11 protein-coding genes are annotated in these 13,156 nt (G+C 53.1%); 7 read left to right on the top strand and 4 right to left on the bottom strand.

Going from position 1 to position 13,156, the window contains the following annotated elements; genetic code table 11:
• Complete coding sequence (locus QJQ48_RS01610) at positions 1-4,236, top strand: WD40 domain-containing protein (protein WP_346289423.1); 4,236 nt, start codon at positions 1-3, stop codon at positions 4,234-4,236.
• 138 nt (positions 4,237-4,374) lie between these two features.
• On the opposite strand, the gene QJQ48_RS01605 is transcribed toward QJQ48_RS01610, so the two are convergent.
• Positions 4,375-4,707, bottom strand: a complete 333-nt coding sequence (locus tag QJQ48_RS01605) for a nucleotidyltransferase domain-containing protein (protein ID WP_346289422.1) — start codon at positions 4,705-4,707, stop codon at positions 4,375-4,377.
• Between the two features lie 194 nt (positions 4,708-4,901).
• Positions 4,902-5,075, bottom strand: a complete 174-nt coding sequence (locus tag QJQ48_RS01600) for a hypothetical protein (protein WP_346289421.1) — start codon at positions 5,073-5,075, stop codon at positions 4,902-4,904.
• A gap of 284 nt (positions 5,076-5,359) precedes the next feature.
• Here QJQ48_RS01600 and QJQ48_RS01595 point away from each other — a divergent pair, with 284 nt between their 5' ends.
• Complete coding sequence (locus QJQ48_RS01595) at positions 5,360-5,749, top strand: hypothetical protein (protein ID WP_346289420.1); 390 nt, start codon at positions 5,360-5,362, stop codon at positions 5,747-5,749.
• 62 nt (positions 5,750-5,811) lie between these two features.
• Here the strand turns inward: QJQ48_RS01595 and QJQ48_RS01590 are convergent, their stop codons facing one another.
• Positions 5,812-6,282, bottom strand: coding sequence for a single-stranded DNA-binding protein (locus QJQ48_RS01590; protein WP_346289419.1), 471 nt, complete (start codon positions 6,280-6,282; stop codon positions 5,812-5,814).
• Positions 6,279-8,807, bottom strand: a complete 2,529-nt coding sequence (locus tag QJQ48_RS01585) for a sugar phosphate nucleotidyltransferase (protein ID WP_346289418.1) — start codon at positions 8,805-8,807, stop codon at positions 6,279-6,281. The genes QJQ48_RS01590 and QJQ48_RS01585 overlap by 4 nt, the downstream gene beginning before the upstream one ends.
• Before the next feature lie 315 nt (positions 8,808-9,122).
• On the opposite strand from QJQ48_RS01585, the gene QJQ48_RS01580 reads away from it, so the two are divergent.
• The 5 genes from QJQ48_RS01580 to QJQ48_RS01560 all read left to right on the top strand — a co-directional run bounded on the left by QJQ48_RS01580 (position 9,123) and on the right by QJQ48_RS01560 (position 13,098).
• On the top strand, positions 9,123-9,308 hold the full coding sequence (locus QJQ48_RS01580) for a hypothetical protein (protein WP_346289417.1): 186 nt from the start codon (positions 9,123-9,125) through the stop codon (positions 9,306-9,308).
• A gap of 158 nt (positions 9,309-9,466) precedes the next feature.
• The gene (locus QJQ48_RS01575) at positions 9,467-10,147 is read left to right on the top strand and encodes a class I SAM-dependent methyltransferase (RefSeq protein ID WP_346289416.1); all 681 of its coding nucleotides are present in this window, start codon (positions 9,467-9,469) and stop codon (positions 10,145-10,147) included.
• Complete coding sequence (locus QJQ48_RS01570; RefSeq protein ID WP_346289415.1) at positions 10,141-10,950, top strand: cobalt-precorrin-6A reductase; 810 nt, start codon at positions 10,141-10,143, stop codon at positions 10,948-10,950. Before QJQ48_RS01575 ends, QJQ48_RS01570 begins: the two co-directional genes overlap by 7 nt.
• A 235-nt stretch (positions 10,951-11,185) precedes the next feature.
• Positions 11,186-12,625: a PP2C family protein-serine/threonine phosphatase gene (locus tag QJQ48_RS01565; RefSeq protein ID WP_346289414.1), complete on the top strand. Its 1,440-nt coding sequence runs from the start codon at positions 11,186-11,188 to the stop codon at positions 12,623-12,625.
• Positions 12,626-12,897: 272 nt separating this feature from the next.
• A complete protein-coding gene (locus QJQ48_RS01560; RefSeq protein ID WP_346289413.1) occupies positions 12,898-13,098 on the top strand; it encodes a hypothetical protein in 201 nt (66 codons plus the stop codon).
• Positions 13,099-13,156 lie beyond the last annotated feature (58 nt).

The raw sequence follows: 13,156 nt of genomic DNA, 5'->3' as shown, positions 1-13,156 counted from the left end.
ATGAGTTATTCATCCCCGACCCCCTACGACTATCAGATTGAGGGGGGAGCACTGCTGATCGATGCCCCCACCTATGTGAAGCGGCAGGCCGACGACGACCTTTATATGGCCCTGCGGGCCAGCAAGTTTTGCTATGTGTTGAATGCTCGCCAAATGGGCAAGTCGAGCTTGAAGGTGCGCACGATGCAGCGCCTTCAGGCGGCGGGTATTGCCTGTGCGGCGGTGGATCTACAGGGTATTGGCACCTCGGTGACGGAGGAGCAGTGGTATGTCAGCATTATCAACCGCATTGCGCGGGGTCTGGGGCTGCGGCGGCAGTTTGACTTGAATGCCTGGTGGATGGAGCATCAACTGCTCTCAAACGTGCAGCGGCTGACCCTGTTTTTAGAGACAGTGCTGCTGTCTGCGATTCCTCAACCCGTCGTGATTTTTATTGATGAGGTAGACCTCACCTTGAGTCTGCCGTTTAGCAGCGACGACTTTTTTGGGGCGTTGCGGGAGTGCTATAACCGCCGCGCGGATGAGCCGGAGTTTCGTCGGCTCACGTTTGCTCTACTGGGGGTGGCAACACCTGCGGATTTGATTCAAAACAAGCAGATTACGCCGTTTAATATCGGCCAGCCTATTGACCTCACGGGCTTTCGGCTGGCGGAAGCGGAACCGTTGCTGCCGGGGCTAGCGGCTAAGTCGAGCCGGCCCGAGACGGTGCTGCAAGCGGTGCTGGATTGGACGGGGGGACAACCGTTTTTGACCCAGAAGCTGTGCAAGCTGATTGCGACGGCGGCGGCTTGCCCTCAGGTGGGTCAAGAGTCGCAGTGGGTGGAGGAAATTGTTCACACCAAAATCATCGAGAACTGGGAAGTTCAGGATACCCCTCAACATTTGGTGACCATTCGCGATCGCTTAGTTGGGAGTGGTGAACAACAGAAAGGGCGGCTGCTGGGGCTGTATCAGCAAATCGTGCAGCAGGGAGCTATTACTGCCGACGATAGCCTCGAACAAATGATCCTGCGGCTCACCGGGCTCGTGGTGAAGCGAGACAATGTGCTCAAAGTCTATAACCGCATTTATGAGCAGGTATTTAATCGGGATTGGCTAGAACGAGAGCTGGCGGAAATGCGCCCCTACGGCGAGGCCATTGCGGCGTGGCTAGCCTCTGGGCAACAAGACGAATCGCGGCTGTTACGGGGTGATACCCTGCGGGATGCGCTGGTCTGGTCTGATGGTAAGCGCTTGGATGATGAGGATTACCGCTTTCTCAATGCCAGTCAGGAATTAGAGACGCGCGATGTGCAGCGGCGGTTGGAAGCGGAAGCGGAAGCCAATCAAATTTTGACCGAGGCCCGACAGCAGGCGGAAACACAACTGGCGGTAGCCAACCAAACTTTGGTAGACACTCAGGCAGAGTCCGAGCGGAGGCTGGCGGCAGCAGAAGCGGAAGCGGATGAGAAACTCAAGACGGCTACCCGTAAGGCTAATCGACGAAATACGTTTAGTTTTATTGGGGCAGCGATGGCGATCGCAGTAGCAGCGATCGCGGTTCCTGGCGCAGTCATAGCTAATAAAAAAAGTAATGCTGCTCAGCAAAACTTAGAGAAGGCAGAGCAGCGGCAGGAGCAGCTGACTGAGGATATGGAGCAACTGGATAAATCCTTAACAGAAGCTCAGTTGAATGAAACAGCGGTCCGAAATCAAGAGCAGCAGGCCAAACAGCAGTACCAAAAGGCTAAGGAACAGGAGCAAGCGGCTCTGACCCAGTTCGAGCAGGCCAAGGCTCAAGTAAAAGAGGCAGAAGCACAACTTAGTAACCTCAACCAGAAGACGACCCAGGCAGAGCAAGCAAAAAATCGAGCCGAGCAGGCAAGCCAACAGGCACAAGAGCAGTTGCAAATTGCTGAGCGTGAAAAGCTAGCAGCACAAGCAGCAGTGCAGGAAGCGAAAGCTACATTAGCTGCCGCTGAAACTGCAAAAACCGAGGCTGAAACGGCCACGGAATTGGAGAGAAATGCTGCCAGCGCGTTACGCCAGTTTGAGAGTGACCAAACCCTGGCGCTGGTGAAGGCAGTAGAAACAGGGCAGCGGCTGCAAGCTCTGGTCAACCAGAAAGCTCAGGCTAAAGAAGCCGTTTTAGTAAATCAAGAACTAGCCCTGACGGAGTATCCAACGGTTAGCCCCATTTACTCGCTACACCAAATTTTGAGCCGCATTGAAGTGCGGGAAATTACTCCCCAGCACGGTGAGGTCAATGGTATAAGTTGGAGCCCGAACATTCAAATTCTGGCGATGGGAGGAGTAAACGGTAGCGTGGAACTGTGGAGTTCGGAGGGCGAGCTGCTCAGAACTCTTGATGCTCAGCATGGCTCAGGCGATAGCGTGAGCTGGAGTCCGGATGGACGAATCGTGGCGACGGGAGGAGAAGGCGGCAGCGTGATGCTGTGGAGTCCAGAGGGTGAGCTGCTCAGAACTTTTGATACCCAGCAAGGCAAAGCAGTTTATAGCGTGAGCTGGAGTCCGGATGGACGAATCGTGGCGACGGGAGGAGAAGGTGGCAGCGTGAAACTGTGGAGTTCGGAGGGTGAGCTGCTCAGAACCTTCGATACCCAGCAAGGCGCGATCATGAGCATGAGTTGGAGTCCAGACGGACGAGTCCTGGCGACGGGAGGAGAAGGTGGCAGCGTGAAACTGTGGAGTTCGGAGGGCGAGCTACTCAGAACTCTTGATGCTCAGCATGGCTCAGGCGATAGCGTGAGCTGGAGTCCGGATGGACGAATCGTGGCGACGGGAGGAGAAGGTGGCAGCGTGATGCTGTGGAGTCCAGAGGGTGAGCTGCTTGAAATCTTGAATGCTCAGCAAGACTGGTTCAGCATTGTGAGCTGGAGCGCTGATAGCCAAACTCTGGCGACGGGAGGGGAAGACGGCAGCGTGATGCTATGGAGCTCGGAGGGTGAGCTGCTTAAAACCCTTGATGCCGAGCGAGATAGGCTCCACAACATAAGCTGGAGCGCTAATGGCGAGATTTTAGTGACGAAGATTAGAGAAGATGGCAGCGTGATGCTGTGGAGCCTAAATAGTGAACTACTCAAAATCCCTGATGGCCAGCAAAGCAATATTTATAGCGTGAGCTGGAGCGCTGATAGCCAAACTCTGGCGACGGGAGGGGAAGACGGCAGCGTGATGCTATGGAGCTCGGAGGGTAAGCTGCTCAAAACCTTGAATACCCAACAAGGCAGGGTCTATAGCGTGAGCTGGAGCCCGGACGGACGGAACCTGGCGGCGGGGGGGGACGGTGGCAGCGTGATGCTATGGAGTCCAGAGGGTGAGCTGCTAAGAACTTTGAATATCCAGGACGACTCAGTCAGTAGCGTGAGTTGGAGTCCGGATGGACGAACCCTGGCAACGGGGGGAAGATACGGTGGCAGCGTGATGCTATGGAGTCCAGAGGGTGAGCTGCTAAGAACTTTGGATCCCCCACATGACTTCGTCAGTAGCGTGAGCTGGAGTTCAGACGGTCGGACTTTGGCAATAGGCAGAGAGCTTAGCAGTAGCGTGATGCTCTGGAGCCTGGGAGGCGAGCTACTAAAAACCCTTGATACCCAACAAGACAGTGTCTACGATGTGAGCTGGAGCCCAAACGGACATACCTTGGCAACAGCGGGAGCGGATGGCAGCGTGATGCTCTGGAGCCTAGACGGTCAGCTACTTAGAGCCTTTGATACCCAGCAAAGCGAGGTAGGTAATTTGAGCTGGAGTGCCGATGGCCAAATCTTAGCAACGGGGGGAGCAGACGGCAGCATCAAGCTATGGAGTCTGAAGGGCGAGCTGCTCAAAACTCTTGATGCTCAGCAAAGCAGAGTCTATGACGTGAGCTGGAGCCCGGACGGACGAATCCTCGCAGCAGGTGGAGCAGGCAACAGCGCTAAGCTGTTGCCTTATGAAGACCTAGATGCCCTATTAGCCAGAGGATGTGACTGGCTTGAAAGCTATTTAGTGGGTACCCCTAGGGATCTGCAAAGATTGACCGTTTGCCACACTCCTGAGTTACTGCATTCTGCTGCTCCTGCTTTAGTCGATGCTGCAGAAGCACTAGCTGAAGCAGGCAATGTCAATGAGGCGATTACGGCATTTCAAACAGCGAAACGATGGGATCCTGATCTCTTAATTGATCCAGTAACTCTTGCAAACCAGATTGCTGAAGAAGCTCAGCGTCAGGCAGAGGTCAATCAGTTCTCAGATTAAGCTGGGTGATCATTACGACGAATCTGACCATGATAAAGTGACAAGCGGCAATCCCTTCATCCCTGGAGAACTGGAATCCTTACGCAATGAATAAGCTAAGGTACCGAGTTCCTTAAAGAAACGAAATCGCCCTTCGCCTTATTCACCCATTCCTGCGTCAGTAGCTTTATGCAAAATCTTGCCTCGCTCCAATATGTCCTGAATAAAGTCATCACCGATCGCTAAACGCTGCTCAATTTGCTCAGGCGTTCTTGCCAGGAGATCGACAGCGAAGTCAGGATTGGTGGCCTTAAGGATTGCGGCTGCGACGCGAAAGGGATACCCCTCAAACGGCAGAATCACCAGCAAATCCACATCAGAATCTGCCGTCGGCTGCCCATTTGCATAGGAGCCAAACAGTATAATCCGCTCCGGTCGAAACCGAGCCGCAATCTGGCGACCTAGAGCCTCAATTTGCCTCATCTCAACCATGGGCTATTTGCCACAATCCTTGTAAGCATCCATCACCGCTGGCAGCACTAAGCCATTTCCCGAGGAAAGTCGCTCCAAGCGTCTTGTCTCGCCTCTTCAATATCAGCAGCAGAGGGGACATCTCCCAGATCAGCACATAGCCCCCATATCGACTTGCGGGGAACCAGTTGTGGATGCCTCAACCTTGTCCAATTTCAGGGTTCTACCAGACCAACCTCGACCTGAAGCTGGAGCACCTTGCCCAGGCGACCTGGATACTGATGCCCGTTTTGATCTGAAGCCTCTAATAACATAGAGAAAAAATAATAAAGAGGTTTGCTGCGATCGCCCAAATCGTCTAGTCCTCGTGAAATTTTCCGTAATTTCACCAGCAGTTCCGGTTTTGTCAAAGAAATTCATTAAGATTAAGTTAATTCATTAAAGACGCGGCTCTAGAATGGCCCCGTAGTCTGACCGCATCTACAATTTTCTTAAAGCAATTCTTTATAAGTGTTGAAGGATTAGTGTCCTGTGTCCCTCAGCAGCCAGTTTCCCGCGTTCAGCGATTATACTGAAAGCCTAGGCTTCCTGAGCTGAGCAACAAAGCTATCGCCAACTTGCTGACAGAATCGGGGTTTCCACCGCTTGCATCATCTGCCAACAGCCTCGACCTATGTTGAGATCGCAAACTGAGGAAGGCTACGACGAATATGTGGCTGAACTGCTGAAGTTTAGCTCCAAAGCGACGCAGCAGAAGCTTCAGACGCGGCAACAACTGCAGCAAAGCGCCGACGAACATACGCTATCCCGTCCGGCTGGCCTGCCGGAATACTCAGACTCCATTGCCACCTCGACCCTACAGGCTGCCTATTTAATTGCCCTTGATACCCACGCCGATCCGGTAGCCCCGCTCCGCTACCGAGACTTAGCCGCCTTAGACGAAATGTTTGGGGATATACAAGTTTCAGAAATTGAAGCTGACATTTTGCAGCATCTGAGCTGGATGTATCCTGAACCCTGCTGGGATGATGACCCCTACGAGTTTTTACATGGCTATATCTAGCTGTGGGGAGCCTCACCAGGAGACTCCCCACATAGCCGCACTTTTAGAGCTAGTCGCTAAAGCTAGAACGGTATGTCATCGTAATCTGGCTCCTCTGCGGGTGCCTCATAGGTCGGTACGGCTGGCTTAGCAGGCTGTACCGTAGGCTGCGGTGGTGGCGATTGGCTGCTGGTCGGCGGTGACGAGGCCACAGGGGCTCCATCACTGGTAAAGGCTACGTCTAAGCTGGCGGGATCGAGGCGGTGAATCCGCTGGGCTGTCAGCTCTGCCAGCTTTTCGCGAAAGCCTTCAGGCCGTTCAACCGTATTCATCGCCAAGCGCCCTTCTATCAAAACGCGATCGCCCGCGTGATACTGAGCCTGGATCTCTTGGGCCAGGTTGCCCCAGCCCACCACCTTGATCTGAGATGGGGTTTCATCAGGCCGCAGCCCAGGAAACTGAATGACAAACTCAGCCACCGCCATCTGATTATCCGAGGTATACCGCAGCTGAGGCGCTTGAATAATTTCCGCCATCAAGATGCAGTTGTTCATCGCTTCACTTCCTCAAAACCCTGCTCTTTTTCAATAAAGTCTTGGACATAAGCCCGATATTCTCGCAGCTTTTCATCCATCCATTCACGATCTTCGCTATTAGAGAAGACATGAACTAAAGGTTCACCTGCGTCCGGCAGGATCAACACCCAGCTATCACGCTCCCTATCTAAGATCTTAACGCCATCAATCAGCTCTAGATCTTCAGAAGAGTGGGTTTCTACCAGGTGCCGCATCAGCGCGCCTTTCACCGTCCAGGGACAGCGGACTGTCTGAGAGCGATGAGAGATACGCGGTAGCTCGCTCCAGATCTGTCCGAGCGATCGCTCCTGAATGGTAAGCATTTCAATTAGCTTAGCAATGCAGAACATGGCATCAAAGCCGGGATGGAGCTGCGGGAAGATAAAGCCCATATCGCCGCTGCCCCCTAGCACCACATTGTCATTCGACTGGCAGGCTTCCATTAGGGCTGTTGGATTGGCTTTGGTCCGAATTACCCGGCCATCATGGCGGCGAGCAATTTGCTCAACTGCGCCTGACGCCTGGACTGGCACCACAATCGTACCGCGCGGGTGTGCCGTCAAAATCATATGGGTCATCAGCGCCGTCAGCACTTCACCCCGGATTGGCGTGCCCACCTCATCTACCAGAATCATCTGCTCGCCATTGGCTGAAACCTGCACGCCAAAGTTGGCCTGCAGCGCTTCAACCACGTGACCGAGCTGACCTAGCAGCACTTCTTTTTCAGCCGCCGCCGGAGCCGCCTGCCGCAGGCTAGCATTGACGACTACCGCATCACAGCCAAACTTCGCTAGAAGCTGAGGCAGCACTGCCCCTGAAACCGCATAGACATAGTCAATAACCACCTTGGACTTGCTATTGCGAATCGCCTCGACATTGAGGCGCTGCTCAAAGGCCGTAGCATAAATGTCTACCACGCGGCTGGGGTAAGCCACATGCCCAATCTCGTGAATTTGCGCCCGGCGCAAATCTTCTTTGAAGTAGGCTCCTTCAATTTTCTTTTCTTTACCCTTAGGAATATCAATTCCCTTATCGCCAAAGAATTCAATCAGAATTTGATCCGGGCGATCGGGATGCAGGCGAATATGAATTCCTCCCGCCACGCCCAGCGTCGGCAGCACCGTTCTCGCCACCGGAATAGCTGTCGCCTCCAGGTTCTGAACGTTAACACCTACGCCCATCAGGCCCGCAATCATTGACCGGGACACCATGCGAGAAATACTGCGCTGATCGCGGGAAACAGTAACGTGAGAGCCAGCTTTCAGGGTAGAGCCGTAAGCCGCCCCCAGCTTAACCGCAAACTCCGGTGTGATATCTACATTAGCTAGTCCAGCCACGCCGCGCTGACCAAACAGATTGCGCTGGGCGGTATTGCCCCAAATCAGGTTGATATTGAGCGAAGCGCCTGACTCAATCTGCTTGCTGGGCCAGACTCGAACGCCAGGACTGATTTGAGCCTCTTCTCCCACAGTGGAGAGCGCGCCCACCACAGCCCCTTCTAGGACATGAGCGCGGCGATCGACCCTAGCCCCACGAGAAATCACGCAGGCTCGCAGATGGGCTTCATCGCCAATGATGGCACCGTTCCAAATAATAGGCCGCTTTAGATCGGCATCGCTGCCAATGGTGACGTTGTCGCCAATTACAGTACCCGCTTCAATAGTCACGCGGGGGCCAATGCGGCAGTTGCTGCCAATCAGCACAGGAGCCTGAATCTTAACTGAGCTATCAATATGGGTGTTTTGTCCTACCCAAAGCCCTGGGGACTGTTCCTCATAGGCAAAGTCAACTTTGACCTGCTGCTGCAGCGCGTCGTACTGTGCTTCTCGATAGGCATCCAAGTGGCCGACATCGCACCAGTAGCTGTCAGCTACATAGCCATACATCGGCTCGTCTTTTTCTAACAGCAGCGGGAACAGCTCCTTGGAAAAATCTGATTCCTGGTTAGCCGGCAAGTAGTCCAAGACCTCAGGTTCTAGAATGTAAGTCCCCGTATTGACGGTATCGGAGAAAATTTCGCTAGTTGAAGGCTTTTCTAGAAAGCGCTGGATGCGGTTGTTTTCATCGGTGATTACCACGCCAAACTCAATTGGATTGGGGACGCGAGTTAGAATTAGCGTCGCCTTAGAGCCTCTCTCTTTGTGAAACCGGACAGCTTCTTGTAAATCAAAGTCCGCAATGCTGTCGCCGCTGATGACCAAGAACGTGTCATCAAGCAGCTCAGAAATATTTTTTACACAGCCTGCCGTTCCTAGCGGCTGATCTTCTTCGACCGCGTAGGTCACCTGCACGCCAAAGTCTTTGCCATCTTGAAAGTAATCTCGCATAACGTCAGGCAGGTAGTGCAGGGTAGCAATAACCTCGGTGATGCCGTGGCGCTTGAGCAAGTTGATAATGTGCTCTGAGATTGGGCGATTGAGAATTGGAACCATCGGCTTGGGGAGATCACAGGTGAGTGGTCTCAATCGAGTTCCTGATCCTCCGGCCATCAGCACTGCGCGCATACATCCTCCTTGACTGCTTATCAATGAACTTAAAATTACTGTCTGAGAAACCTGAGAACCGCTGCCATCGTTTTACTCACGAATTGGGTCTGTCAAGTTTCTCGATGATTTGCTTGCTCCTAGCCTATTGTCCAACACTTATGCGACCATTTTTCAACTCCTGCCCGTAGCACCCATTGTGAAAACGATTTTGCTAATCTACAAAGAAGGCTTGTGTACTCTCAGCCCTAGCTGGCCTAATGAGACTAAGCTTAGTTTGAAGCTTGCTGACATTGTATAGGCTGATTTAATCCGTCAACTGGAGTCAAAGTAACCATGAACTCTTTGATTATTCTTCTTCTGATAGCAGGTTATGGTTATGGAGCCTGGCGATTCTGGCGCGGGTTTCACCGTACTAATTTCAGCCAGGGGCGACTACAGCTAACGCTGTTGTGGCCCGTTTTTCTGATTGCCAATAAGAGCTATCGCCAAAACTTTTCTAAAGCTTTGAAGGGTCGATAGGCAAACGGTATGCATTCTAGTATCCTATGACTGCAATCCTCAGCTAGGCAAGGTGACTTGCTGCGTCTCTGTATCCGGGTCTGTATTAAGTAAGTATGATTGGCGGTACTGATAGCGACTATCTAGAGACAGATGGTCTATATAGGAAGTCGTGATTTATGTCGGGAAACTCTGCTCAAGAAACTCACTTTGCCACCGTTGCTAAGCGCTTCAATCGGCAATATCGGGGTGAAGCGTTTGACCTGCCGCCGGAGGTCGAGGGGATGCCTATTTTTCAGGATTGGGCCAGCGGTAAGCTGAGCGAGCGGTTATCGTCTCCGTTTTGGCAGTTGGCTCAGCCCAAAAAACAACAACAGTGTTTAGATTTGGGCTGCGGCGTTAGCTTCTTGATCTATCCCTGGCGAGACTGGCAGGCTCTTTTTTACGGGCAAGATATCAGCTCGGTGGCCGTAGAGCAGCTCAATGCGCGGGGGCCACAGCTCAATTCAAAGTTATTCAAGGGGGTGCGTTTGGCCTCGGCTCACCGATTGGACTACGAAGACCAGCCGTTTGATTTGGCCATTGCCACGGGATTTAGCTGCTATTACTCTCTGGAGTACTGGCAGTCTGTGCTGGCGGCGGTGCGGACGGTGCTGAAGCCGGGTGGGTTTTTTGTTTTTGACGTATTAGATCCAGAGCAGCCTGACGCTGAAAACTGGGCTATTTTAGAAACCTATCTGGGCTCTGAGGTGTTTCTAGAGCCGCTGACGGCCTGGCAGCGGCTGATTCAGCAAAGTCAGGCTAAGCTGGTAAAGCAGCAGCCGGGCGATCTTTTTCATCTATATAAGGTGCGGTGGTAGATCGGCGGCTGCCCGATACGATCGCCCCTAATTTTAGGCGGCTCTGGCTGATTGGGGGCACGCGGGAGGGGCTGCAGCTCGCCAGAGCGATCGCGGCCCAAAAAATTCCCTGTATCGTCACTGTCGCCACCGCAACGGCGCAACAGGCTTATCCCGATGTGCCCACACTGCAGGTTCGGGTCGGCCAGCTCACTGCTGGTACCATTGATTTTTTCTTGCAGCAGGCGCAGGTGACCGCCATTTTAGATGCCTCCCATCCGTTTGCAGTGGACGTGTCTCAGCTGGCGATCGCGGCGGCGGCGGCTCAAAACATTCCCTATTTGCGCTATGAACGGCCCCAGCTTGAAGCCAATCCCCTAACTCACTCGATAGACAGTCTAGAAACCCTATTAGCCAGCGACTTGCTGAGCCAGCAGCGAGTTTTGCTGACCCTGGGCTATCGCTGGCTCCATCATTTTCAGCCCTGGCAGTGCTGCGCTACCCTGTTTGCGCGGTTGCTGCCCTCGATGAAGGCGTTAGAGGCGGCGATCGCCGCTGGGTTCACGCCGGATCGTCTAATTGCCCTACGTCCACCCGTCTCCGCGCAGCTCGAAGCTGCCCTTTGGCAGCAGTGGCAGATTTCTCAGGTCGTCACTAAAGCGTCTGGCGCAGCGGGGGGGGAACAGATCAAGCGGCAGGTGGCCCAGCAGCTAGGGGTACAGCTAATCGTGATCAATCGCCCCGCGATCGCCTATCCCCGCCAAACCAGTGATATCTCAGCCGCTTTAAATTTTTGCCAGCAGCTCAGTCTAAATGTCCTTTAGCTGTCTCTCAGGAACAAGTCAAGACTTGACAAAGAAAAAAACTGGTTTTCTTAACTAATTAGAGTTCTCAAGCTTCAATGTGAGTGTTATGCTGTTGACTCAAATCGCATATCTGTGCAGCTTTGACTCGCTGCTGGCACTGATAGCCTGATGAACTGTCACGCAAATTTACAGTTTATGGGGCTGAAGGAGATCCACCCTGAAAAAAGTTAAGTAAGATCTGCATCTAAGCCGCATGACCGCTGTTCCTATGCCACCGAGATCCTCTTCGCCTTTTGAGCAGCCGGGTAGTAGCCCTCTACCTGAGGCGACTCCCGTGTTTGCGCTGAAGGAGCTGGTGGGTCGTCTGCAGCGCGAACAGTATAAGATTCAGGACTTACTCAGTTCTCTGGGCTTTGCTCTAAGAAGCCTCAACAATCTCAATCAGTTTTTAGAACTTATTCCGCTGATTGCCAGTCGGGTGACGGATGCTTCCGGTGGCGCCTTGGTTCTATTTCAGCCCAACGGACAGCTGCGCCTAGAGCACCTCTACTGCCAGGGCAGCAAGCACTGTCAAGATGTGCGGCGGGCCTTAGAAGCTGCAACTCGTCAGGTAACGGCTTCCTTTGCCGCCGTTGCCGATAGCACCCTGACCGTGGCGCGCAATATTATGTCTGCCCTTGATCGACAGGTACATCGCTACCTTGATGCCGACCTGCAAATCTTTGGCACCCCCATTATTGTCAAAAACGTTGAGCGCGGACGGCTTTACGTCTTCAGCCGTGACCCAGATTATGCCTGGACTGATACGCGCCAAAAGCTAGTCCGCCTGGTAGCCGACCAAACCGCCGTCGCCATTGAAAACAGTGAGCTAACCGTCGCCTTGCGCAAGCGAGAGCGGCTGGACCGAGAACTGGAAATTGGGGCCGAAATCCAGCTACAGCTTCTGCCCCGTCAGTGTCCGGTCATTGAGGGGGTTGACCTAGCCGCTGCCTGCAAGACGGCCAATAAGGTTGGCGGCGACTACTACGACTTTATTCCCACTACCTATGAGCAGCTTCGACTCCCTAGTTCTGAACAGCCGTCAACAGGTTCCTGGAGCATGGCGATTGGCGATGTCATGGGCAAAGGGGTGCCCGCAGGCTTGATTATGACAATGCTGCGCGGCATGTTGCGAGCTGAGGTGCTCAATGGGCACTCGCCAGCCCGCATTTTGCAGCATCTCAACCACGTCATGCATTCCGATTTGGAAAACTCCAATCGCTTTGTGACGCTGTTCTATTCGGAGTACAACCCTCAAACGCGGCTGCTGTCTTATGGCAATGCGGCCCATAATCCCCCTTTGCTCTGGCAGGCCGCCACCAACACCGTGACGCGCCTAGATACAGTGGGTATGCTGCTGGGTTTAGATATGGAAACCCGCTATCACGAAAAGCAAATTCAGCTCCAGCCAGGTGATACCGTCATTTACTACACCGACGGTTTTACCGATGCAGCTAACGCTAGCGGCAGCCGTTTTGATGAAGAAAATTTGCTGCTGGCGTTTAAGTGGGCCTGCCGTAACTGCGATAGCGCTCAGGGAATTTTAGAATATCTGTTTGGCCTGCTGCAGAAATTCATCGGTTCGGGTCGGCAGAACGAAGATGATACGACCTTGATTGTGATGCGAGTTAAGCCAGAACTGCTGCAGCGTTAGCCGCGCGATATCGCCCCGGCATTTGAGCTGAATCCCAGTGGTGGTACTTAAACTGGGGATTCCGCAGTTTGGCTGATGACAAATCCGTCTGCAGGCAGGCAGGATGTTTGAAATCTTAATGTACTCTTAGCCTAATTACAGGCAAATTTGCTTCTAGAGCGGTCTTTCGCCTGAGAAAATAAGGGTCATATTTGTCTAGTTAGTCCTGTTAGTGGGGCTGTTAGACAATCATTTCGATTCAGGGCTCAGCAAACTACATCTTTTATCCAGCAATGCCAATACCTTGCAGCAAACCACTCAAGTCTAATCCGTTCAAGGCTTATCGCGATCCGCAGTCGGGTCGGTGGGTAACGATCTTACCGTCGGATCTAGATCATTCGCCTCAGCCCCCCTATACCTGCTATCAGCTTCAAGTGACTGACTGGCTGCCCGCCTTGCAAACGGCGACGCCGGAGTTGAGCAATGTTTGCTAGTAGCTGACGAGGCTAGCCATTGAGCCGCGCCGGAATATAAACTTCTGTTAAGAGTTTA

It is taken from the genome of Sphaerothrix gracilis Ecp01, from assembly GCF_030405905.1.
Lineage (GTDB): Bacteria > Cyanobacteriota > Cyanobacteriia > Phormidesmidales > Phormidesmidaceae > Sphaerothrix > Sphaerothrix gracilis.
The sequence above is the reverse complement of the archived record's forward strand: the minus strand, read 5'-3'. Positions and strand labels throughout refer to the sequence as shown.

Coding starts and splice junctions, on each gene's coding strand:
- QJQ48_RS01610 (WP_346289423.1), top strand. CDS start 1: ATGAGTTATTCATCCCCGACCCCCTACGACTATCAGATTGAGGGGGGA.
- QJQ48_RS01605 (WP_346289422.1), bottom strand. CDS start 4,707: ATGGTTGAGATGAGGCAAATTGAGGCTCTAGGTCGCCAGATTGCGGCT.
- QJQ48_RS01595 (WP_346289420.1), top strand. CDS start 5,360: ATGTTGAGATCGCAAACTGAGGAAGGCTACGACGAATATGTGGCTGAA.
- QJQ48_RS01590 (WP_346289419.1), bottom strand. CDS start 6,282: ATGAACAACTGCATCTTGATGGCGGAAATTATTCAAGCGCCTCAGCTG.
- QJQ48_RS01585 (WP_346289418.1), bottom strand. CDS start 8,807: ATGCGCGCAGTGCTGATGGCCGGAGGATCAGGAACTCGATTGAGACCA.
- QJQ48_RS01580 (WP_346289417.1), top strand. CDS start 9,123: ATGAACTCTTTGATTATTCTTCTTCTGATAGCAGGTTATGGTTATGGA.
- QJQ48_RS01575 (WP_346289416.1), top strand. CDS start 9,467: ATGTCGGGAAACTCTGCTCAAGAAACTCACTTTGCCACCGTTGCTAAG.
- QJQ48_RS01565 (WP_346289414.1), top strand. CDS start 11,186: ATGACCGCTGTTCCTATGCCACCGAGATCCTCTTCGCCTTTTGAGCAG.
- QJQ48_RS01560 (WP_346289413.1), top strand. CDS start 12,898: ATGCCAATACCTTGCAGCAAACCACTCAAGTCTAATCCGTTCAAGGCT.